This window comes from Streptomyces sp. B5E4 (assembly GCF_039871555.1).
Taxonomy (GTDB): domain Bacteria; phylum Actinomycetota; class Actinomycetes; order Streptomycetales; family Streptomycetaceae; genus Streptomyces.
Map to the genome: position 1 here is coordinate 25598 of NZ_JBDPMI010000043.1, position 21286 is coordinate 46883.

Consider the following 21286-nt stretch of genomic DNA (forward strand, 5'->3'; position numbering starts at 1 on the left):
GGTACAGGCCGGCGGCCGCCGGGACGCCGGCCGGCCACCGGCGCCGGTACGGCCCCGAACGTATGAGCCAGCAATCGCTGGCGGAATTCGGTTACCGGCAGGTATCCAAAGGCGCCGCCGGAGTCCTACCCTCGGCCGTATGACGGAGACCGCCGTAGGCAACCCCACCGCTTCCGCTTCGGACGGCGCCCGCACCGCCGGCGCCGTCGCCGCCGAGTTCGTCACGCCCGCGCTCGTCGAGCGCCTGACCCGCGGCGTCGCCGGCACCGGCACCGTCGCCGTCCGGTCCCCGCTGACCGGCGAGGTGCTGGCCGACGTCCCCGAGGCGGAGCCCGCGGACGTGGAGACCGCGTTCGAGCGGGCCCGCGCCGCGCAGCGCGCCTGGGCGGCCAGGCCCGTACGCCGGCGGGCCGCCGTGCTGCTCCGCTTCCACGACCTGCTGCTGCGCGACCAGGACGAGGTCCTCGACCTCGTGCAGTTGGAGACCGGCAAGGCGCGGCTGCACGCGCACGAGGAGGTGCAGGCCGTCGCGCTGGCCGCCCGTCACTACGGCCGCCGGGCTCCCGCCTACCTCGCCCCCAGGCGCCACACCGGCGCGCTGCCGACGCTGACCAAGGTGACCGAGCTGCGTCACCCGCGCGGCGTCGTCGGCCAGATCGCGCCCTGGAACTACCCGCTCGAACTCTCCGTCGGCGACGCCCTGCCGGCCTTCGCCGCGGGCAACGCGCTCGTCATGAAGCCCGACTCCAAGACCCCGCTGACCGCCCTGTGGGCGCGCCGGAAGCTGATCGAGGCGGGGCTGCCGGAGGAGGTGTGGCAGGTCGTGATCGGCCCGGGACCGGTCGTCGGCCCCGAGATCGTCCGGCACGCCGACTACGTCTCCTTCACCGGCTCCACCCGCACCGGACGCGAGGTCGCCCAGGGCGCCGCGGCCCGGCTCGTCGGCGCCTCGCTGGAGCTGGGCGGCAAGAACCCCATGCTGGTGCTCGCCGACGCCGACGTGCAGAAGGCTGCGGAGGGCGCGGTGCGCGCGGCGTTCGCGTCGGCGGGGCAGTTGTGCATCTCCGTCGAGCGGCTGTACGTGCACGAGTCGATCGCCGACGCGTTCCTCGCCCGCTTCGTCGCCAGGACCAAGGCCATGCGCCTGGGCAACACCCTCGGCTACGGCGCCGACATGGGCTCGCTGGTCAGCGGGCAGCAGTTGGAGACCGTCACCCGGCACGTGGACGAGGCCGTCGGCAAGGGCGCCGAGGTGCTGGCCGGCGGGCGGGCGCGGCCGGATGTGGGCCCGTATTTCTACGAGCCGACGATCCTCGACGGCGTCGAGCCCGGCATGACCGTCTGCGACGAGGAGACCTTCGGGCCGGTCGTCTCGGTCTACCGCTTCCGCGACGAGGACGACGCCGTCGCGCGCGCCAACGCGACGCCGTACGGGCTGAACGCGAGCGTGTGGACGAAGGACGGCCGCCGGGGCGGCCGGATCGCCGCCCGGCTGCAGACGGGCACGGTGAACATCAACGAGGGCTACGGGGCCGCGTACGGCAGCGTGCAGGCGCCCATGGGCGGAATGAAGGACTCCGGGGTCGGCCGACGGCACGGCTCGGAGGGGATCCTGAAGTACACGGAGTCGCAGACGGTGGCGCAGCAACGAGTGGTACCGCTGGCGCCGTTCGCGCTGGGGCCGCTGCGGTACGACGACGACAAGGGCTACGCGGCGTTCATGAGCCGCGGGCTGCGGGCGCTGAAGGCGCTGCGCTTCCGCTGAGGCGGGGGCGTGCGGAGCCGGGGGCGCGGCGCGTATCCGGGCGCCGGCGCGGGGACGGCCGGTCCGGGCGTCCCCGGAGCCGGCCGCATCCCTGCCGGGACCGGGCTGCTGTCCCCTGCATCCGGTCACCGCATCCGGTTCAACGAACCGGGTGTGGTGGCGGTCACGCCACCCGGACGCCGACCGGGTGACCGGTGAGAACGGATTTGCCCCTGCCCGTCCCTCCTGCTGAAACCATTCTGTGACTGGATGGACCGGACTCCGCTTCGGATATCGGATCGTCACCGTAGGAGTCTGGAACGCGGGGGTTCGTATGGCCTTGAATGCAGTGCCATGCACTTCCTCCGGCCCCTTGTGACGTTCCCGCGCGTGGTGCGCCACTACTCCTGGGTCGGCGCCGACTTGCCCCTCGACGAAGACGTCCTGCTGGACGCCCCGGGCCACCGCGTCCGGGCGGTCCTCCCGGCCGCCGAGGCGGGCGACTTCCGCCCGGCCCGCGAACTCCTCGCCGGTGCCGGGCGGGCGGCGGAGTGGGAGCGACGGGACACCTACGTCGCGGAGTTGGCGACCGCGGCCCTCGACGACGACGGGTGGCTGCGGCGGTGGCGGGAGTGGGACCCGGAGTGCGGGGACGCGGCGGTGGTCGAGGCGGAGCGGCTGCTGCTGGCGTGGCGGGTGGAGAAGTACGGGCCGCGCAGGCGGCGGTTCGAGGGGTGGGGCGTACGGCGGCGGGGCGGCGGGTCGGCGCAGGGCCCGTGGGCGGACCCGGGGGCTCCTGGCGGGGCCGGTGCCGGGGACGGCGACGGGGCGGGCGGCGCGTGGGCCGGGGTGGCCGACGCGGAGTCGTGGCCGGGGTACGGGGTGCCGGGCGCGGGGCCCGGGTACGGACGGCCGGGCACGGCATCGGAGCACGGACGGCCCGGTACGGGGACGGGGCCGGCGCGGGGCGTGGGGCCGGAGGCCGGCGCGGGGGCGCCCCCCGGCGCCGGACCGGGGGGCCCGGCGCCGGGGGGCGGCGGGACTCCCCGTACCGGAGCGGGCGGCGCGGCCGGAGCGGCCGGTGCCGGCGGCGGGCGGCGGCACCGGGGCCCGTACGGCGCCGGCGGCCTCCCCGCCACCGACCCCCGGGCGGTGTTGCGCGACGTGCTGCCCCTCGTCCGGCTGGCCGCGGCGCAGGCGCCCGGCGACCCCGTGCCGTGGCGCATCGCCCTCGACCACGCCACCGCCGTACGGGCGCCGCGGGAGGCGTTCGTCTCCCGGTTCGCCGAGGCGGTCGTCCGCGCGCCCGGCCACCACGGCGCGCACGTCGCCGCGCTGCGCTACCTCGGCATCGTCGGGGGCGCGGACGTCGAGGAGCTGATGGTCTTCGCGGAGGAGTCGGCGGAGGAGGCGCTGCCGGGTTCGCTGCTGCACGCGCTGCCGCTGGAGGCCGCGTCGCTCGGCGTGTGCCGGGCACGCAGCGCACCGTCCGGCGCGCCCGACCACGGCGACACGCCCGGCACGTCCACCACCTGGGCCGTCGAACGCGCGCTGGAGCTGTCCGCGCACTACGAGCCCGGCGACCCCGAGGCCGCGGGCTTCCGCAACTGCCTCGCCGCCGCGCTCGTCCGCGCCCGGCGCTGGGACGAGGCGCTGGAGGTCTTCCGCGCCGTCGGCTCGGACGCCCGCGGCGTGCCCTGGGCGCAGCCCGGCGACGACGCCGAGGCCATCCGGCGCCGCTTCCTCCTGGCCCGCCAGGAGGTACGGGCGCAACTCGCCCGGCGTGTCCCGCTGTTCGGCCCCCGCCCGGACAACGCCCCGGGCCCCGGGGCGGCCTTCGGGCCCTCGGGGACCGGCGCCGCGCCCGAACCGGTCCCGTACGCCGGGATCGTCGTCTGCACGGCGCCGCCGGCCGCGGTCGCCAAGGCGGCCCACGCGGCGGGGCTGCGGCTGCGCCTGACCGCCACGGGCAGCGCCCGCACCTGCGCCCAACTGCGCACCCGGCAGCGCCCGGAGCTCGGCCGGCCGCCGGTGCGTGCGCCCGGGCGGGCGCCCGGCCGGTGGCCGCGGGGCCGTACGGCGGCGGGGGAACCGCCGTCGCCCGACTTGCTGCTCGCCGCCGCGGCGGCGATGACGCGGGGCGAGGGCTGGCCCGCGGTGGCGCTGTTCGCGGCGGACGGCGCGGCGGGGATCGCGGTGTACCGGGGCGGGGAGCGGACCGCGGAGTTCACCTGGCGCGCGTCGGGCGCGACATCGGTGGCGGCGACCGTACGGGACGTGGCGCAGAGCGCGTCGCCGGGAGGCGGCGGCGCGGCGCCGGCCGGGCCGGAGCGGGCACCGCGGGGCGGCACCGGGCGGGTGGCGCAGTTCGCGGAGGTACGGGACGCCGGGGAGGCGATCGCCGCCGCACTGGCGGTCGCGGACGCCAGACCGCTCACGGGCGTCCTGCGCACGGCGGGCACCCGCCGCCCCCGCAGCACGCTGGCGGAGGCACTGCAGGCCCTGGACCTGTCGGAGCTGGCCCCCCTCTTCGCCCCCACGCCCGCCGACCCGCCCAGCCGGCCGACCACGCCCCGGGCGGGCCCGGACCCGGTGCCCTGAGGACGGGGCGGGGTTACGCGGCGTACAGACAACCCGGGCGGCGCGCGGCGGCAGCGCGTCCGCGACGGCGCACGCCGGGCCGGGTCTGTCTGCCCGCGCGGCGAGCCGGCGCACCGACTGACGCCTGACGGCGCGCGTGCAGCCGCCTGCGGGACCGGCCGCGCGCGCCTCCCGCCCCGGCCGCGCCGCGGATCTCCGGCCGCAAGAGCCGGACCGTATGCGCCCGCCTCGCCGGGCCGGGCCCCGGCCCGTCCGCCCGGACCGTGCTTCGGCGTCACCCGGTCGTGGCACGCCCTCTTCCCGCCGCTCAGCCCAGCAGCCGCCGCTCGTTCGCGACCGCCACCGCGGCCGCGCGGGAGTCCACTCCCAACTTGTCGTAGATCCGGCCCAGGTGGGTCTTCACCGTCGCCTCGCTGATGAACAGCGCCCGCGCGATCTCGCGGTTCGAGCTGCCCCGGGCGAGCTGCGCCAGGATGTCGCGCTCGCGGTCCGTCAGCGTCGGCCGCGGGGTGCGGAGCTGGGCCATGACCCGGTCCGCCACCGGCGGTGACAGCACCGTGCGGCCCTCCGCCGCCGCGTGGATCGCCGAGAACAGCTCCTCCGGCCGCTCCGCCTTCAGCAGATAGCCCGTCGCGCCCGCGCCGACCGCGCGGGTGATGTCCGCGTCCGTGTCGTACGTCGTGAGCACCAGCACTCGGGTGCCGGGGAGTTCGGCGACGATGCGGCGCGTGGCCGTCACGCCGTCCATGCCGGGGCCGAGTTGCAGGTCCATCAGCACGATGTCCGGGCGCAGCTTCGCCGCCGTCGCGAGTGCTTCCTCCCCGGTGCCGGCCTCGCCGACGACGTCGATGTCCGGGGCGCTCGACAGCAGCGCGAGCAGCCCGGCGCGGACGACGGCGTGGTCGTCGCAGAGCAGGACGCGGACGGTCACGACGAAGTCCCTTCCCTCTCCTGCGCCGGGCCCGGGTCCCGCCCCGCGTCCCGTACCGCGCCCCCTGCCGGCACAGCCGCCGACAGCACCGTCCCCTCGCCCCGCGCCGACTCCACTGTCAGCTCCCCGCCGAGCTGCCGCAGCCGTGCCCGCATCGCGGGCAGCCCGTGCCCCCGCGCCGCCCCCGGGCCCGGGACCGTCTCCGGGTCGAAGCCGCGGCCGTCGTCGGCGACGTCCAGCACCACCTGGTCGCCGAGGTCGCTGAGGGTGAGCGCCACATGCGCGGCGCCCGCGTGCTCGCGCGCGTTGGCGACCGCCCCCTGCGCGACGCGCAGCAGCGCCGCCTGCGTACGCTCCGGCAGCTCCGGCGGCGTACCGTCCTGCCGGAACACCACCTCGGGACCCCCGCCCGCCCCGCTCTCCCGCTCCGCCAGCCGCGCCAGCGCCTCCGCCAGACCGCCGCCCCCGGCGAGGTCCGCGGGGGCGAGGTCGTGCACGAAGCGGCGGGCTTCGGCGAGGTTGCGGTCGGTGACGGCGGCGGCGATCCCGACGTGCCGCATCGCCGCGTCGGGATCCGTCCGCCATGTGCGCTCCGCCGCCTGCAGCAGCATCCGCTGGCTGGACAGCCCCTGCGCCAGGGTGTCGTGGATCTCCGCGGCGAGCCGCTGCCGCTCGGCGAGGGTGCCCTCGCGGCGTTCGGTGGCGGCGAGTTCGCGTCGGGTACGCACCAGGTCCTCGATCAGCGCGCGCTGCCGCGCGGACTGCCGCTGCATGGAGACGAAGACCGCCGCCGCCAGGGCGGCGACCGCGGGCGGGCCGAGGATGAGAATGGGCAGGTCGCCGTCGTTCCTGGCGATACGCACCTGGGCGGCGACCACGAGGACCGTGAGCGCCCCGATCAGCCACAGCGCGGCGCGGGCCGGCAGGATCCGCAGCGCGGCGTAGAAGAGCGGCACCCCGCTCCAGGCGAAGCTCGGCGCGCACACCACGAGCACCACCCACACCCCCACGAGCACCGCCAGCCACACCCGCCCCGCCGGCCTGCCGAGCCCGCCGCGCCCGCTCACGTACACCGCGACCAGCGCCGCCGTCAGCCCCACGACCCACGGGGTGAGCCCGCTGCCCGGGTGGCGCAGCAGATAGCGGGCGAGGGAGGCGGCGAGCAGCAGGAAGAAGGCGGCGTGCAGCACCGCGCGCAGCCGGCCCGCGTCCGGATCGGCCCGGAGCGGGCCGAGGGGGTCGGTGGGCACGTTCATCCTCGCTTCGTACCGCGCGGGGGCACCCCGCCGCATCAGCCGTTCGGCTGACCCCGGTGTCCCCCGGACCGCCGCCCGACGGCATCCGCACCGCCGACCCGCGGGGGCGCGGGGCGGGCCGAGGGTGGAGGTACGGAGCAGGCGGTACGCGCCGGGAGGCGCGGGCCGCCGGGCTCGACCGCAGTCCACGTACCGTACGTACCGGAGGGAACGCCCACCATGAAGAAGCTCTCGATCCGCGCCCGTGTCCTGACCGGCGCCGCCGCGGCGGCCGTCGTCGGCGGCAGCGTCCTGGGCGCCGCCGCGACCGCGACGGCGGAGCCGGCGGCGGCACCGGCCGCGGCAGCGCCGGCCACGGGCGGTGTCGCCGGCGAGGACCTCACCACCACCCGCCACCTGACCGACGACGCCGCGCTGGAGGCCGCCCAGGCGGCGCTGAAGGCGGCCGAGAAGGACGGCCGGCGGGTGACGGTCGCCGTGGTCGACCGCAACGGCAACACCCTCGTCACCGTCCGCGGCGACGGCGCGGGGCCGCAGTCGTACGAGTCCGCGGAGCGCAAGGCGTACACCGCCGTCTCCTGGAACGCCCCCACCTCCGACCTCGTCGAGCGGCTGGACGACGCCCCGAACCTGAAGGACATCCCGGGCACCCTGTTCCTGGCCGGGGGCGCCCCGGTGCAGGCGAACGACACCCCGATCGCGGGCATCGGCGTGGCCGGCGCGCCGAGCGGCGCCCAGGACGAGGCGTACGCGGAAGCCGGCGTCGCCGCGCTGGGCCGCTGATGCCGGGCCGCCCGCACCCGTCCGCCCGCCGCCGCGGCCTGCGCGGCGGCGCGGCGGCGGCCGGCGCCGTAGTGGCGGCGCTCGTCGCCGTGGCCGGCTGCGCGGGCGCGGGCGAACCGGACCCGGGCCCGCCGTCCTCCGGCACACCGGCCGCCACGTCCACCACCCCAGGAGGCCCCGTGTCCGACAGCGCGACCCCCCGCGACACCACCCCGCCCCGCGACCCCGCCCGGGACCGCGACCTGCTCGACGCCGCCGAGCGCGGCGACGCCGACGCCGTACGCGCCGCCCTCGACGCCGGCGCCCGCCCGGAGGCCCGCGACGACCACCGCCGCACCCCGCTCCTCCTCGCCGCCCTCGGTGATCACGTCGCCGCCGCCCGCCCTCTCGTCGCCGCCGGTGCCGACCCCGACGCCCAGGACGACCGCAGCGACAGCGCCTGGCTCGTCACCGGCGTCACCGGCGGCACGGAGATGGCCCGCCTCCTGATGTCAGGCGACCGCACCCCGGACCTGACGGTCACCAACCGCTTCGGCGGCACGTCGCTGATCCCGGCCTCGGAACGCGGCCACGTCGCGTACGTCCGCTGGGTCACCGAGCACACCGACATGGACGTCGACCACGTCAACGACCTCGGCTGGACGGCCCTCCTCGAAGCGGTGATCCTCGGCGACGGCGGCAAGGACCACCAGGAGATCGTCGCGCTCCTCCTCGCCGCCGACGCGGACCCGGACATCGCCGACAGGGACGGCGTGACCCCGCTCCGGCACGCGAACGACCGCGGCTTCACGGAGATCGCCGCGCTCCTGGAACGCGCCTGACCGATGACTTTCGCCGCCCGCCCGAGTCGATGACCGACGACCCGGCAATCAGCATGGAAAGGACGTCCCATGGGAAACCCCGTGGTGCACTTCGAGGTCATCGGACGTGACCCCGCGAAGCTCCGGAGCTACTACGGCGAGCTGTTCGGATGGGAGTTCGGCGTCGGCGACGCGGCCACCGAGTCCGTCTCCCAGCCGGGCGACTACGGCTTCGTGGACGGCAGCACGACGGACGGCGGGATCAACGGCGGCGTCGGCGGCGGCGAGGGCTACGAAGGACGCGTTCTGTTCTACGTAGGCGTGCCCGACGTGGAAGCCGCACTCCAGAAGGCCGAAAGCCTCGGCGGCAGACGCCTGATGGGCCCCGAGGGAACCCCCGGAACCCTGGTGGTCGGCCGGTTCACCGACCCCGAGGGCCACGTGATCGGCGTAGCCGGCACGCGGTAGCCGCCAGACCCCCCGTCGATCAGGTCGACGGGGGGAGGTGGCGAAGTGCGGGCCTGGACAGGTCCGGCTCGGACGAGTAGACAAGCGCACGAGCTCCTGCGGGAGGGGGTGCACCTGTCCACCGGCCGACGCCCCATGAGCATGTGCCCCCATGACGGCACCCCCAGGCCGTGGAGCGCCCGGTACCCGAGGGCGCTGTGCCACGCATGCCCACGCCGGGCAACGGATCTGGCGGGCCGCCCGATCAAGATGTTCAACACCGGCCTGAGCGGCGGCTTCATGGCGGTCCACCGGGACGACGACACAGAATGCGAGCAGGTCACGGCCGACGGCCTGGTACTGGTCGACGGGGTTCGCTACTGGGCGAACGAAGCCCGCTTCGGCGGCATCGTGGTCCAGCCGGAGGACTGCCGTCCCGGCTGACGCCCGCGTCGGTTCTCCCCTTCCCCCATCCACCAGGTCCGGGGTTACGGTTCCCCCACAGCCGGTTCCGATGGCCAGGAGGTCTCATGCCTCGTCCACATCACGACGTGCAGGCATTCCAAGCCCGTGCGACCGACGCCGACCTCGACGATCTGCGCGCGCGACTGACCGCGGCGAGGCTGCCGGAGGCCGAGACGGTCCATCGGGCCGCGCCCGGCCCTGGCCGATGGGCACAGGGCGTTCCGCTCGCCGACCTCGTCGATGTCGTGAACTACTGGCGCACCGGGTACGACTGGCGGTCGTTCGAAGAACGCCTCGACCGGATCGGCCAGTTCCGTACGACCATCGACGATCTGGGAATCCACTTCCTGCACCGGCGATCCGCGCGCGCGGATGCCGTTCCCCTGATCCTGACGCACGGCTGGCCGGACAGCATCGTGCGGTTCATCGATGTGGTGGACGAGCTGGCGGAACCGAAAGACGCGGACACGCCGGCCTTCCACGTCGTGGTCCCGTCGCTGCCGGGCTTCGGCTACAGCGACAGGCCGGCCACCACCGGGTGGGGAACAGAAAAGATCGCGGGCGCCTGGGTGGAACTGATGGGAAGGCTGGGCTACCCCGAGTTCGCGGCCCACGGCGGCGACTGGGGCGGCAACATCACCACGGTCCTCGGCGGCAGGTTCCCGGCGCACGTCCTCGGCATCCACACGACCTTCGCGGAGGGACCGCCCGGTCTGACGACGGACGGGCTGACGGCGGAAGAGCGCACGTGGGCCGAGGAGACCCGTGATTTCTGGCGCCACCGCGCGGCATACGCGAAGCAGCAGGCGACCCGGCCGCAGACCATCGGCTATTCGCTGGTCGACTCACCGGTCGGGCTTCTCGCCTGGATCCTCGACAAGTTCGCCGAGTGGTCGGACACCGAGGACAGCCCGTTCGAGACGATGTCCCGAGACCGCATCCTCGACGACGTCACCCTGTACTGGCTGACCCGGACCGGCGCGTCGGCGGCCCGCATCTACTACGAAAGCCACAACTCGCTCGACCCCGGACTCCGGGTCGACGTCCCGTCGGCCATCACCGGGTATCCCCGCGACGTCGAGAAGTGCCCGCGCCCCTGGGCACAGGAGCGGTACCGCCGGATCGTCCGATGGAGCCTGCCCGAGAGCGGGGGACACTTCCCGTCGCTGGAGGTCCCCGAGCTTTTCGTCAAGGATCTGCAAGATGGCCTGGCGGCAGTACTGGCCGCACCCCGCTGAACCCATCCCGGTATCCCGGCGCCGAGCCACCGCCCGATCCGGAAGCCCGGCCATCATGACCCGGTCGAGCGGTCGGCTACGGGGTGGTCGCCCTCTCGATCGCGTCGAAGATGTCCGCGTCCGTCTCCTGCTGCCATGCGGGAAGCTCGGACCAGTCCGCCACATAACCTGGCTTCGGGTCCTCGATACGGTGATGGATCTGCGCAATCCAGCAGGTGGCGACGAAGCGCCCGCGCTGTTCCCTGCTCAGCCGAACCGTGCTGCCGCCTGACAGCCTGATGAACTCCCGTACCTGACGGCACACGGCCGCCGCGGACTCCCGCTCCCAGCCCGGGGTCTCCTCCCACGGAGTGACGTACCCCGGTTTCGGCTCTCCGGGAAAGTGCTTCCTCACACCCTCGATCCACGCCTCGCGAAAGATGCGGCCTTCCTCGGTGTCCACGGATCTCCTTTCATGCTGAGAAACTCAGCGCAGAAATCTGCTCTGTCAGGTCTCTCACTCTGTGGTCAGGCTTCAGCGGTTCGAGTTCCGTCCTGAGCGCGAGGAGTTTGCGGCCGATCCAGCCGGACCCGCGTTGCCGTGCGATCCGCAGCGCCTCGCTCGCGTACGACACGATGTGGTCGATGTCACGTCGCTGCACCCCGATCAGGGCCAGATCCGCCAGAATGCCACCCCGTCGGCGAGATGAGGGAGGCAACTGCCTCAACGCCGCGTTGAGTGCGTCCTCGGCCAGATCAGGTCGCTGGAGTTTGGTGAAGCACGTGCCACGTTCCTCGGCGAGGCGGGAGCCGTCGAACCTCAACCACCCGCCGTTGTGCACGGGGCCGGAGAGCGAATGGACTTCCTCGGCTTCATCCAGGGACCGCTTGCACGAGTCGAGATCACCTATGGCCGCGAAGAGTTCGGCCTGCACCGCGGCAACCCAGTGCCGAGTGGAAAGCTGCGCATCTCCGCGCCGGGCCACGTCACGCGCCAGCTCCACCAGCGGAGCGGTTTCCTCGTACCTCTGGCCTCCGTACAGCCCGATGTAGGCGTGCCGTGTCAGGGCACAGGCCCACAGGTCCGGATCCCCGGCCTCCCGCGCCGCGCTGGCCGCGAGGGTGTAGCAGTGAGCCGCATCCGTGTAGCGGTTGCCGTCGAACATGATCTCTCCGGCAAGTTGGAAGAGGTCCCCCGCGTCCGCGCAGAGACGCTTGTGTGCCGCTCCGTGACTCGCGCGAAGCGCCCCGGATAACTCGACCGCGTGATCACGGACAAAGGGGTACACAGACTGCTTCGACGACGCCAGAGCGTATACCTGCCACAGGTGCGGGCCCATGTTCGTGTAGCCCGTCGATCCCGTCGCCGCGGCCGGCGTGGGCATGGAGACCATCGCGCTTGCCATGGTCATGAGCTGTAAGAAGTCACGCCGGATCACGTCGTCCGAGCCGCCCCTCTGCGACCTAGTGGCCGCCATCGGAGTCTCGCCCGGTGTCAACAGGCTCTCCAACTCCGCCGGGGTCACCTTGAGGAGCCGCGCGAGCTTCGGCCACAGGAATCCCTGCGGGGCCGCCTCGCCGCGTACCCAGCGGCCGACCGTGGTGCGGTCGACGGACAGGGCATGCGCCAAGCGTTCCTGACTGTAGCCGCACGCCTTGATGCGCAGCGCCAAGCGATCACGTCTGTCCGCCATACCTCGTCCTCCCGGCATGCCGTCTTCCCTGGTCACGGTAGTGGATGCAGCAGACGTGCGGCACAACTGCCGCGGAAGTGACGTGGTTACGGCCGCACTGCAGCCGTTCACTGGGTGTCGGTCCGCTTCAACTTCCACGAGAGGCCGAGAGATGGCCGCACAGGCAGACGATTCAGGGGCTTCGAGCACACACGTGATGAAGTGGCAGTGGCGTCGGCATCCCAGGTGCGTGGGGCTGGCACGAGCTCGGTTGCGCAAGGCCCTGGCCGGGTGGGGGATGGCCGGGATCGAGGAGTCGGCTGTGCCGGTGGTGTCGGAGTTGGTGACGAACGCCGTTGTGCATGCCCGCGTGCCGGCGGGGCGGGAAATCCAGACCCGCTTCGTACGGCAGGACCGCGGGGTGCGTATCGAGGTGCACGACGCCTCCGGTGCGTGGCCGGTGCGGCGGGTGCCGGACGAGTCCGGTGGCTACGGGCTGCTCCTGGTAGAGGCGCTCGCATCCCGGTGGGGCGTGGTCGAGCGGGAGGGGGTCGGCAAGGCGGTGTGGGCTGTGGTCGTCGATCCGGTGGGAGACGAATCCGGGGGAGCGGGCAAGGGGTCCTTCGGACGGCCGTGAGCGGTCCCGGTTCGGGTCGTACCGGGTGCTCCGACCCCGTCGTCGGAGCACCCGGGCGGTCGCGGTGTCGGGCCGTGGTCACACCCGGCCGCGGCACAGTTCCAGCAGCGTCATCGCCAGGGTGGTGCCCGGGCGGCCCAGGCGGTCGCGGTAGCGGGCGAGGATCTCCATTTCGCGGGAGAGGTTCACGCGGCGGCCACCGGAGGCGATGCGGGCCTTCTGGATGCGGGCCGAGACCGCCATCCGTTCCTCGACCAGCGCGATGATCCGGGCGTCCAGGTCGTCGATCCGTTCGCGGGTATCCGTGATCTCCGTCGCCGCCTCGTCCATGCGCGCGCCGGTCCGGTCGGTGGTGCCGTCCTGCACGGGGGTCGTGGCGCGGTCGCTCGACCGGGTTGCGTTCATCTCGTCGCTCCTGGGGTCACGGCCCCCGAGCCCGCATCCCGGCGGCGACAACGCAGCGCGCCCCGGGCCTGCCGGCCCGGGGCGCCTGGGAAGTCGCTTGTCAGCTCAAGCGCACGACCATGGCAGCCGGACGGGCCGGTCGCCATAGGTAAAGAGGAAGCTCTGCGTGCGCATGGCCGCCAGTATTCACCCCGGGCCCCCGGTGGCCAAAGGCGGCCCGCATGGTGAGACGCCGCAGCCGATAGACTCGGCGGTATCTCCCCCTCCCACCGCCGGAAGGCCGCAGCAGTGACCTCAGCGACCCCCGACACCGTTCTCGTCGTGGACTTCGGTGCCCAGTACGCCCAGCTCATCGCGCGCCGCGTGCGCGAGGCCCGGATCTACAGCGAGATCGTGCCGTCCACGATGCCGGTGCCGGAGATCCTGGCGAAGAACCCCAAGGCGATCATCCTCTCCGGCGGCCCCTCCTCGGTGTACGCGGAGAACGCCCCCGGCATCGACGCGGCGATCTTCACCGCAGGCGTGCCCGTCTTCGGCATGTGCTACGGCTTCCAGCTCATGGCCCAGGCCCTCGGCGGCACGGTCGACAACACCGGAAGCCGCGAGTACGGGCGTACGGAGCTGAACGTCTCCCGGCCCGACTCGACGCTCTTCACGGGCACCCCCGAGCGCCAGGACGTCTGGATGTCCCACGGCGACGCCTGCTCCGCCGCCCCCGCGGGCTTCACGGTCACCGCGTCGACCGCGGGCGTGCCCGTCGCCGCCTTCGAGGACGACGAGCGGAAGCTGTACGGCGTGCAGCACCACCCGGAGGTCATGCACTCCACCCACGGCCAGCTCGTCCTGGAGCACTTCCTCTACCGGGGCGCCGGCCTCGCCCCCACGTGGACGACCGCGAACGTCGTGGAGGAGTCCGTCGCCGCCGTCCGCGCCCAGGTCGGCGACGCGCAGGCGATCTGCGCGCTGTCCGGCGGGGTGGACTCGGCGGTGGCCGCGGCGCTCGTCCAGCGGGCCATCGGGGACCGGCTCACCTGCGTGTACGTCGACCACGGGCTGATGCGCAAGGGCGAGTCGGAGCAGGTCGAGAAGGACTTCGTGGCCGCGACCGGCGTGCAGCTCAAGGTGGTCGACGCGGCGGAGCGGTTCCTCACCGCGCTGGCAGGGGTGTCCGACCCCGAGCAGAAGCGGAAGATCATCGGCCGGGAGTTCATCCGGGTCTTCGAGCAGGCGCAGGCCGAGATCGTGGCCGCGGCGGGGAGGTCCGGGGCGTCGGTGCGGTTCCTCGTCCAGGGCACGCTCTACCCGGACGTCGTGGAGTCCGGCGGCGGCACCGGCACCGCGAACATCAAGTCCCACCACAACGTCGGCGGGCTGCCGGAGGACCTGGACTTCGAGCTGGTCGAGCCGCTGCGGCGGCTGTTCAAGGACGAGGTCCGGATGGTCGGCAAGGAGCTGGGGCTGCCCGAGGCGATGGTGCAGCGCCAGCCGTTCCCCGGCCCGGGGCTCGGCATCCGGATCGTCGGCGAGGTCACGAAGGACCGGCTCGACCTGCTGCGCGAGGCGGACGCCATCGCCCGCGAGGAGCTGACGGCCGCGGGGCTCGACCGCGACATCTGGCAGTGCCCGGTGGTGCTTCTCGCCGACGTGCGGTCGGTGGGCGTGCAGGGCGACGGGCGCACGTACGGGCACCCGGTGGTGCTGCGGCCGGTGTCGTCGGAGGACGCGATGACGGCGGACTGGTCGCGGCTCCCGTACGACGTGCTGGCGCGGATCTCGACGCGGATCACGAACGAGGTGCCGGACGTCAACCGCGTGGTTCTCGACGTCACGTCGAAGCCGCCGGGGACGATCGAGTGGGAGTGAGCGGCCCGGCGACTCCGGCGGACGGCCGGTAGGGCAGAATTCGCTCTCATCACATGGACGGCTTGCGGTCAAGGGGGCACGAGGTGGCGGTGGACGCGGGGGGCGACGACACGGGGCCGCCCGCGGCGGGCGCCGCGGGCGGTACGGGGTCCGGTGGCGGATCGGGGGAATCCGGCGGTACGCGGTCGGGCGGGGAGAGCGATACGGCCGGTGACCCGCGGTCCGGCGGTGCCCCGCGGGTACCGGTGGGCACCCGCGCCCCGCACCCCTCCGGCAGCGAAACGGCCGGGTCCGGTGCCACCTCTGCCGGGTCCGGTGCCGCGACGCCCGCGTCTGCTGCGGCTGCGACGCCCGCGCCCGGGGCCGCGGCTGCCGCCTCCGGCGCCACCGCCCCCGGCGCCGATCCCGGCTCCGCCCCCGAACCCTCCGACCCCCCCGACCCCGCCGTCGAGTTCGCCCGGCGCCGCGACGGCTTCGCCGCCGGCGAAGGCGTACCCGCCGGCGTCGCCTACTCGCCCGGCGCCTCCCGCCAGTGGGTCTCCGACGAGCTGACGCGCTCCGCCGACACCCTCGCCGAGCGCGGCGCCGCCGCGGGCGGGACGTGGCCGGCGTCGCTGTGGCGGCGCAGCCTGTACGTCGTCGGCGCCGGCCTGCTCGCCCTCCTCCTCGTCGTCGGGCTCACCGCCCTCGGCCCCGGCTGGACCCGGGCCCGTACCGCGGCCGTGCTCGCCGCCGTGCTGACCGCCGGGCTGCTGGCCGGTGCCGCGTGGCTGAACCGCGCCCGCGGCGGGCTCCTCGCCCCCGTCGTCGGCGAGGACGGCCGGCTGTCGACCGGCCGCGCCGTGGCCGGCGCCTGGACGCTGCTCGCCGGGTACGCGCTGCTGCACCTCGCCCTCGCGCTGGCCCTCGCCGACGGCGCCGCCGCCCGCGACCGGCTGCTCGACGGCCTCGGCTGGTCCGCCACCGGCGCCGGCACAGGCGGCGCCGCCGGGCTCGTCGTCGCCCTCGCCGCCGCCTGGGCCGCCGCCCTCGGCGCGCGCGCCGTCGTCGCGTACCGGCTGCGCAGCGGCGGCCTGACCAAGACCCGTGCCGTCCGCCCCCGCGCCGCCGACCTGCTCACCGACGACGCCGGCCGCGCCGCCGCCGTGGACGTCCAGTACGTCGTCGTCTCCGCCGCCGCCCTGCTCTTCGCCCTGGTGCAGCTCGGCCGCCGGCCCGAGCAGTTGCCGGGGCTGCCCTGGGGCGTCGCCGCCCTGGTCGCGGTGAGCGCGGCGGTGCACCTGGCCGCCCGGCTCGTCGACGGCGGGCGCCCCGCCGTGCTCTCCGTCGTCCGGGTCCGCGAGCCCGGCGACCTGCACACCGCGATCCGTACCGGCGACGACATCGAGGTCCGCGGCACCGGCTTCGTGCCGCCGGGCGCCGAGTCGCCGGAGCTGCTGGCGCGGGTGGTGGTGCGGATCGGCGCGGTCCACGTGCACGTACCGCTGGTCCCCGTGCCCGGCGGCTTCGCCAACCCCGCGGCCACCCGGCTGACCGTCCCGGTGCCGGTGGACGTGGAGCCGGGCCGCACGGAGTTGCGGGTCGTCACCGCCGGAGGCGCGGAGTCCGCCCCGTACCTGCTCGACATCGTCGACTGAAGCGGACGCGAACGACCCGATCCGGTTGAGCGTTCACGAAACGCTTTACGTATCCCCTCCCACACATGAAGGATCGGCGCCGGGGCGATCACCGGCACGGTCACGGCAGGAGAGGCGGACAACACATGGCACAGGACCAAGCGTCCGGCACCACGGTTCTCGGGAGGCTGCCCCAGGGAGAGCCGCCCGGCGGACTCCGGGCCGCCGCCGCCCGGTTCGCGCTGCTGCCGCTGCGGATCTTCCTCGGCATCACGTTCGTCTACGCCGGCTTCGACAAGCTCACCGACGATGCGTTCCTCGACTCCAGCGGCCCCGGCTCGCTGCACGACATCCTGGACACCCTGCCCGATGTCGCCATCCCGGCGCTGGTGGACCTGGCGCAGCAGGCGCCGACGGAGTTCGGGATCGCCATCTCGCTCGGCGAGATCGCGGTGGGGCTCGGCACGCTCGCCGGGCTGTGGGCGCGGCCGGCGGCGGCCGGCGGGGCGCTGCTCTCGATGACGCTGTGGTTCACGATGAGCTGGTCGGCGGACCCGTACTACTACGGCCAGGACCTGCCGTACATGGTGGCGTGGATCCCGCTGATCCTGGCGGGCGCGCCGTACTGGTCGCTGGACTCGGTGCTCGCCGTCCGCCGCCGCCGCAAGGGCCAGCAACTCTTCGCCTAGCGCGGACACTTCGGCGTCCTCGCCGGTTCAGGCACCCGCCGTCCTCGCCGCTACGCCCGGTTCCCGGGCCCGCGCCGCCCGCCGTCCCCGGCCCCGTCCCTGTCCGCGTCCCCCGAAGCCCCGCCGGTGCCGGGGCCGTCCGCGCCCGGGCCACCCGCGTCCCGGGCGCCGAAGCGTGCGTCGTACGTCTCACGCAGCTCGTCCATCGGCAGTCCGCGCAGGTCCGCGCCCACGTCCGCACTCACGTCCGCGTCTCCGTCCCGCGCCGCCGCCGCGCGGGCCTCCCGTGCCCGCCGGCGGGCACGGCGCGCGGCGTAGCCGACGGCGGCGACCAGGGCGGCCAGCGCGAGCCCCGGCGGCACCACGGCCAGCGGCATCCAGTCCGGCTGCCGCAGCGCGTCGGCCGCGTCGAGCAGGGCGAACGCCGCGCCGCAGAGCAGCACGAGCCCGGCGACGAGCTTCGCGGGCTCGAACCTATGACGCCGCACGCTGGACCTCCAGCTGACCGATCGAGACCGTCAGGTCCAGCACCATCGTCCCCCCTGGCCCTCCGGGCCCGCCCGTCGTGGGCTCCAGCACCGTGCTGCGCTTCTGCCCGGGGGAGACGTCGATGTCGCCGTCGCCCGGGTCCTCGCTGCGCGTCGTGGGCGGGAGCTGCATGTCGCCGATGTCGACCTGGGAGCGCAGCTCCACCCGTACGTCGCCGGGGACCCGCACCGTGAGCCGGCCCAGGCCCACCTGGGCCGCGGTCTCGACCCGCCGGTCCCTGCCGAGATCGAGCCGGGTGAGGTCGAGCCGGGCCTCGCCGCTGCCCAGCTCGTACCGGTCGCGTACGTCCGTGACCGCCGCCGGGCGCCAGTTCCGCTCGCCCCAGTCCGCCGTGACGGTGTCCGGCAGCCACAGCGCGCCGGCCAGCAGGCCGGTCGTCAGCAGCGCCCAGAAGGCGGTGCCGCCGCCGGTGCGGCCGATCCAGGCGCTGAGCGTGAAGCCCGCGCCGAAGACGGCGAGCGCGCCGCCGAGGCCGTACGCCAGGGTGGTGCCCAGCGGCTCCGCGCCCCAGGTGGCGGCGATGACGACGGCGCAGGTACCGGCGGCGGCGAGGAACGTCCAGCCGCCGATGCCGGCCGCCTCGTGCTCGTCCCGGCCGTTGCCCGACGGTGCCGTCTGCGGGCGGAAGCCGGCGCCGGGCGGGCCGCCCGCGGCCGCGTCCTCCTCGTCCTCGCCGTCGTCGGGGCCCCACAGGTAGGGCGGGAAGTCGCCGTCCTTGGTGAGCGGGTCGCGCCACCAGGACGGGGAGTACGGCACGGGCGGCGGCGCGGTCTCCGGCGGGGCGTCGGCCACGGCGTGGGCGGTGGCGTCGTCCACGGGGACGCCGTCGGCGGCCAGCTCCTCGGCCTCGCGGCGGTGGTGCGACCAGTAGGCGGCGCCGCCGAGGCAGAGGAGCAGCAGGGCGGCGAAGAAGTGGGTGTCCGTGGAGTTCAGCACGGACAGGAACAGGCCGCAGCCGACGATGGCGAACAGCAGGGCGGTCAGCGCCGAGCCCTCGACCCGGCCGGACAGCAGCCGGCGGCCCTCGCTGTCGTCCTCGCCGTCCAGCGGCATCAGCAGCCAGGCGAAGCCGTACGCGACGAGGCCGAGGCCGCCGGTGGCGGTGAGCACGCCGAGGACGACGCGGAAGATGACGGGGTCCATGCCGAAGTACTGGCCGAGGCCGCCGCAGACGCCGCCCATGACCTTGTACCGGCGGCTGCGCCGCAGCCGCGGCCGGGCCGGGGACCCGTCGGGCGGCCCGGGCGCCGGGTCCCCGGCGGTGTCGCCGCCCCGGTCCCGTACCCCCGTGCGTGCCGTACGCATACGGGCCTCCGCCGCGGCGCGGCCGTCCGCCGCGTCGCGCGCATCCGCGTCCGCGCCCGGGCCTGCGCCCGCGTCCGCGCCGCGGCCCGCGCCGGGGCTCGTGTCCGTCATGGGTCCATGGTGGCGGACGCCGCCGCGGCGCGGGAGGCGGGACTACCCCGAGCCCACCCTGAAATCCTCCGGGGACCGATGGGGGGCCAACCCTGATGCCAGAGCCGCCCCGGCCGTGTGACGATGCATGGCATGACCGCCCCCGCCGCCGCGCCCCCCACCGAGGGCGCCGCCCCGCCCGGCGGCCCGTACGACCCGTACGAGCGGCCCGTCCGGCGGCTGTACCGCAGCGCCGACGGGCGCTGGCTCGGCGGCGTCGCGCGCGGGCTCGCCGGACACCTGGGGCTGCCGGTGTCGTGGGTGCGGATCGTCTTCCTCGGGCTGCTCATGGCGAACGGCCTGGGCGTGCTGCTGTACGCGGTCTTCTGGTTCGTCGTCCCGCTCGGCCAGGGCGGCAGGGCCGAGAAGCCGCTCGCGGACGTCGACGCCGACGGGCGCAAGCGGCTCCGCAAACCCGACAAGGGACAACTCCTCGCCCTCCTCGCCCTGCTCATCGGCGCCGGCATCTTCGCCGGCAGCCTGGACCTGGGCCGCTCCAACGCCTTCGTGTGGCCCCTGCTGCTCATCGGCGCCGGCGTGGCCCTGGTGTGGCGGCAGGCGGACAACGCGCGGCGGGCGAAGTGGGCGGCGGTCACGCGGCGGAAGAAGTTCCTGCCGCTGGCGCGCGGCGCCGCCGGGGTGCTGCTCGTCGGCGCGGGGGTCAGCGCGATCTTCGTCATGCAGGGCTCCACGCGGCACATCGGCGCGGTGGTGCAGGCGTCGCTCGCGGTGCTGGTCGGCGTGGCGCTGCTGGCGGGGCCCTGGCTCGTACGGATGGTGCAGGACCTGTCCGAGGAGCGGCTGATGCGCATCCGGGCGCAGGAGCGCGCCGAGGTCGCCGCCCACGTGCACGACTCCGTGCTGCACACCCTCACGCTCATCCAGCGCAACGCCGACAACGCCGGCGAGGTGCGCAAGCTGGCCCGTGCGCAGGAGCGGGAGCTGCGCACCTGGCTGTACAAGCCGGAGGGGACCGGCAAGGACGAGGAGGACGGGGCGGGGCCCGGGACCCTCGCCGAGGGGGTGCGCAGGACGGCGGCGGAGGTGGAGGACCACCACGGGGTGCCGGTGGAGGTGGTGTGCGTCGGCGACTGCCCGCTGGACGACGGGCTGAGCGCGCAGTTGCAGGCGGCGCGTGAGGCGATGGTCAACGCGGCCAAGTACGGTGGCGAGGCGGGGCCGGTGCAGGTCTTCGCGGAGGTCGAGGGGCGGCAGGTCTTCATCTCGGTGAAGGACCGCGGTCCCGGCTTCGACCCCGACGCGGTCCAGGCCGACAGAATGGGCGTACGCGAGTCCATCATCGGCAGGATGGAGCGCAACGGCGGCACCGCCCGGCTGCGCACGCCGGCGGGCGGGGGCACCGAGGTGGAGCTGGAGATGGAGCGCGCCGAGTGAGTGCGTACGCGGTGGGCGCAGTGAGGAGCGGACGATGACGGACGACGCAGCGGGCGGGATCCAGGCGAGCGGCGCGGGCCCGGAGGAAGGCCGTCGGGTACGGGTCGTGCTCGTCGACGACCACCGCATGTTCCGGGCCGGGGTGCAGGCGGAGATCGGGGTGACCGACGAGACCGGCGTCGAGGTCGTCGGCGAGGCGGCGGACGTGGAGCAGGCCGTGACGGTCATCACCGCCACCCGCCCCGAGGTCGTGCTGCTCGACGTGCACCTGCCGGGCGGCGGCGGCGTCGAGGTGCTGCGCCGCTGCTCGGGGCTGATGGGGGAGTCGCCGAGCGGCGAGGCGCCGGTGCGCTTCCTCGCGCTGTCGGTGTCGGACGCGGCCGAGGACGTCATCGGCGTCATCCGCGGCGGCGCGCGCGGGTACGTGACGAAGACCATCACCGGCACGGACCTCGTCGACGCGATCTTCCGGGTCTCGGAGGGCGACGCGGTCTTCTCGCCGCGGCTCGCCGGCTTCGTCCTCGACGCCTTCGCGTCGACGGACGCGCCGCCGGTGGACGAGGACCTGGACCGGCTGACGCAGCGGGAGCGCGAGGTGCTGCGGCTGATCGCGCGGGGGTACGCGTACAAGGAAGTCGCGAAGCAGCTCTACATCTCCGTGAAGACCGTCGAATCGCATGTCTCGGCGGTGCTGCGCAAGCTCCAGTTGTCGAACCGGCACGAGCTGACGCGCTGGGCGACGGCCCGCCGCCTGGTCTGA

20 protein-coding genes are annotated in these 21286 nt (G+C 74.8%); 13 read left to right on the top strand and 7 right to left on the bottom strand.

Annotated elements, in window-relative coordinates:
* The first annotated feature begins 139 nt into the window (after positions 1-139).
* Positions 140-1765 carry a succinic semialdehyde dehydrogenase gene (locus tag ABGA99_RS33850; protein ID WP_347581061.1) on the top strand — a complete coding sequence of 542 codons (1626 nt, stop codon included), beginning with the start codon at positions 140-142 and terminating at the stop codon, positions 1763-1765.
* Between the two features lie 333 nt (positions 1766-2098).
* Positions 2099-4345 (top strand): hypothetical protein, encoded by a 2247-nt coding sequence (locus ABGA99_RS33855; protein ID WP_347584131.1) that lies wholly within the window; start codon positions 2099-2101, stop codon positions 4343-4345.
* 307 nt (positions 4346-4652) lie between these two features.
* Here ABGA99_RS33855 and ABGA99_RS33860 read toward each other — a convergent pair whose 3' ends face one another.
* Positions 4653-5276, bottom strand: a complete 624-nt coding sequence (locus ABGA99_RS33860; protein ID WP_347581063.1) for a response regulator transcription factor — start codon at positions 5274-5276, stop codon at positions 4653-4655.
* Entirely contained in the window at positions 5273-6532 is a 1260-nt protein-coding gene (locus ABGA99_RS33865) for a sensor histidine kinase (protein WP_347584132.1), read from the bottom strand. Before ABGA99_RS33865 ends, ABGA99_RS33860 begins: the two co-directional genes overlap by 4 nt.
* A 219-nt stretch (positions 6533-6751) precedes the next feature.
* Here ABGA99_RS33865 and ABGA99_RS33870 point away from each other — a divergent pair, with 219 nt between their 5' ends.
* The 5 genes from ABGA99_RS33870 to ABGA99_RS33890 all read left to right on the top strand — a co-directional run bounded on the left by ABGA99_RS33870 (position 6752) and on the right by ABGA99_RS33890 (position 10265).
* The gene (locus ABGA99_RS33870; protein ID WP_347584133.1) at positions 6752-7315 is read left to right on the top strand and encodes a heme-binding protein; all 564 of its coding nucleotides are present in this window, start codon (positions 6752-6754) and stop codon (positions 7313-7315) included.
* A gap of 242 nt (positions 7316-7557) precedes the next feature.
* Positions 7558-8136 (top strand): ankyrin repeat domain-containing protein, encoded by a 579-nt coding sequence (locus ABGA99_RS33875; RefSeq protein WP_347581102.1) that lies wholly within the window; start codon positions 7558-7560, stop codon positions 8134-8136.
* Between the two features lie 69 nt (positions 8137-8205).
* Positions 8206-8583, top strand: coding sequence for a VOC family protein (locus ABGA99_RS33880; protein WP_347581066.1), 378 nt, complete (start codon positions 8206-8208; stop codon positions 8581-8583).
* 249 nt (positions 8584-8832) lie between these two features.
* The gene (locus ABGA99_RS33885) at positions 8833-9006 is read left to right on the top strand and encodes a hypothetical protein (protein WP_347581067.1); all 174 of its coding nucleotides are present in this window, start codon (positions 8833-8835) and stop codon (positions 9004-9006) included.
* 86 nt (positions 9007-9092) lie between these two features.
* The gene (locus tag ABGA99_RS33890; RefSeq protein ID WP_347584134.1) at positions 9093-10265 is read left to right on the top strand and encodes an epoxide hydrolase family protein; all 1173 of its coding nucleotides are present in this window, start codon (positions 9093-9095) and stop codon (positions 10263-10265) included.
* Between the two features lie 76 nt (positions 10266-10341).
* Here the strand turns inward: ABGA99_RS33890 and ABGA99_RS33895 are convergent, their stop codons facing one another.
* The gene (locus ABGA99_RS33895; protein WP_347581069.1) at positions 10342-10707 is read right to left on the bottom strand and encodes a hypothetical protein; all 366 of its coding nucleotides are present in this window, start codon (positions 10705-10707) and stop codon (positions 10342-10344) included.
* A 10-nt stretch (positions 10708-10717) separates the two neighbouring features.
* Positions 10718-11917 (bottom strand): helix-turn-helix transcriptional regulator, encoded by a 1200-nt coding sequence (locus ABGA99_RS33900; protein ID WP_347584135.1) that lies wholly within the window; start codon positions 11915-11917, stop codon positions 10718-10720.
* Positions 11918-12089: 172 nt separating this feature from the next.
* On the opposite strand from ABGA99_RS33900, the gene ABGA99_RS33905 reads away from it, so the two are divergent.
* A complete protein-coding gene (locus ABGA99_RS33905; RefSeq protein WP_347581071.1) occupies positions 12090-12554 on the top strand; it encodes an ATP-binding protein in 465 nt (154 codons plus the stop codon).
* A 78-nt stretch (positions 12555-12632) separates the two neighbouring features.
* On the opposite strand, the gene ABGA99_RS33910 is transcribed toward ABGA99_RS33905, so the two are convergent.
* A complete protein-coding gene (locus ABGA99_RS33910) occupies positions 12633-12959 on the bottom strand; it encodes a chorismate mutase (RefSeq protein ID WP_347581072.1) in 327 nt (108 codons plus the stop codon).
* A 288-nt stretch (positions 12960-13247) separates the two neighbouring features.
* Here ABGA99_RS33910 and guaA point away from each other — a divergent pair, with 288 nt between their 5' ends.
* The 3 genes from guaA to ABGA99_RS33925 all read left to right on the top strand — a co-directional run bounded on the left by guaA (position 13248) and on the right by ABGA99_RS33925 (position 17127).
* Positions 13248-14822 (top strand): glutamine-hydrolyzing GMP synthase, encoded by a 1575-nt coding sequence (gene guaA, locus ABGA99_RS33915; protein WP_347581073.1) that lies wholly within the window; start codon positions 13248-13250, stop codon positions 14820-14822.
* A gap of 245 nt (positions 14823-15067) precedes the next feature.
* On the top strand, positions 15068-16459 hold the full coding sequence (locus ABGA99_RS33920; protein WP_347581103.1) for a hypothetical protein: 1392 nt from the start codon (positions 15068-15070) through the stop codon (positions 16457-16459).
* A gap of 125 nt (positions 16460-16584) precedes the next feature.
* Complete coding sequence (locus ABGA99_RS33925; protein WP_347581074.1) at positions 16585-17127, top strand: DoxX family protein; 543 nt, start codon at positions 16585-16587, stop codon at positions 17125-17127.
* Between the two features lie 50 nt (positions 17128-17177).
* On the opposite strand, the gene ABGA99_RS33930 is transcribed toward ABGA99_RS33925, so the two are convergent.
* Positions 17178-17615: a hypothetical protein gene (locus ABGA99_RS33930; RefSeq protein WP_347581075.1), complete on the bottom strand. Its 438-nt coding sequence runs from the start codon at positions 17613-17615 to the stop codon at positions 17178-17180.
* Complete coding sequence (locus tag ABGA99_RS33935; RefSeq protein ID WP_347581076.1) at positions 17602-19092, bottom strand: PspC domain-containing protein; 1491 nt, start codon at positions 19090-19092, stop codon at positions 17602-17604. The genes ABGA99_RS33930 and ABGA99_RS33935 overlap by 14 nt, the downstream gene beginning before the upstream one ends.
* 132 nt (positions 19093-19224) lie before the next feature.
* On the opposite strand from ABGA99_RS33935, the gene ABGA99_RS33940 reads away from it, so the two are divergent.
* Together ABGA99_RS33940 and ABGA99_RS33945 are read left to right on the top strand one after the other, a co-directional pair.
* On the top strand, positions 19225-20526 hold the full coding sequence (locus ABGA99_RS33940; protein WP_347581077.1) for a PspC domain-containing protein: 1302 nt from the start codon (positions 19225-19227) through the stop codon (positions 20524-20526).
* A 34-nt stretch (positions 20527-20560) separates the two neighbouring features.
* On the top strand, positions 20561-21286 hold the full coding sequence (locus tag ABGA99_RS33945) for a response regulator transcription factor (protein WP_347581078.1): 726 nt from the start codon (positions 20561-20563) through the stop codon (positions 21284-21286).

What these genes read in the sequence shown, in the direction of transcription:
- ABGA99_RS33850 (WP_347581061.1), top strand. Translation starts at nt 140, where the DNA reads ATGACGGAGACCGCCGTAGGCAACCCCACCGCTTCCGCTTCGGACGGC.
- ABGA99_RS33855 (WP_347584131.1), top strand. Translation starts at nt 2,099, where the DNA reads ATGCACTTCCTCCGGCCCCTTGTGACGTTCCCGCGCGTGGTGCGCCAC.
- ABGA99_RS33865 (WP_347584132.1), bottom strand. Translation starts at nt 6,532, where the DNA reads ATGAACGTGCCCACCGACCCCCTCGGCCCGCTCCGGGCCGATCCGGAC.
- ABGA99_RS33870 (WP_347584133.1), top strand. Translation starts at nt 6,752, where the DNA reads ATGAAGAAGCTCTCGATCCGCGCCCGTGTCCTGACCGGCGCCGCCGCG.
- ABGA99_RS33880 (WP_347581066.1), top strand. Translation starts at nt 8,206, where the DNA reads ATGGGAAACCCCGTGGTGCACTTCGAGGTCATCGGACGTGACCCCGCG.
- ABGA99_RS33885 (WP_347581067.1), top strand. Translation starts at nt 8,833, where the DNA reads ATGTTCAACACCGGCCTGAGCGGCGGCTTCATGGCGGTCCACCGGGAC.
- ABGA99_RS33890 (WP_347584134.1), top strand. Translation starts at nt 9,093, where the DNA reads ATGCCTCGTCCACATCACGACGTGCAGGCATTCCAAGCCCGTGCGACC.
- ABGA99_RS33905 (WP_347581071.1), top strand. Translation starts at nt 12,090, where the DNA reads ATGGCCGCACAGGCAGACGATTCAGGGGCTTCGAGCACACACGTGATG.
- ABGA99_RS33910 (WP_347581072.1), bottom strand. Translation starts at nt 12,959, where the DNA reads ATGAACGCAACCCGGTCGAGCGACCGCGCCACGACCCCCGTGCAGGAC.
- ABGA99_RS33925 (WP_347581074.1), top strand. Translation starts at nt 16,585, where the DNA reads ATGGCACAGGACCAAGCGTCCGGCACCACGGTTCTCGGGAGGCTGCCC.
- ABGA99_RS33935 (WP_347581076.1), bottom strand. Translation starts at nt 19,092, where the DNA reads ATGACGGACACGAGCCCCGGCGCGGGCCGCGGCGCGGACGCGGGCGCA.
- ABGA99_RS33940 (WP_347581077.1), top strand. Translation starts at nt 19,225, where the DNA reads ATGACCGCCCCCGCCGCCGCGCCCCCCACCGAGGGCGCCGCCCCGCCC.
- ABGA99_RS33945 (WP_347581078.1), top strand. Translation starts at nt 20,561, where the DNA reads ATGACGGACGACGCAGCGGGCGGGATCCAGGCGAGCGGCGCGGGCCCG.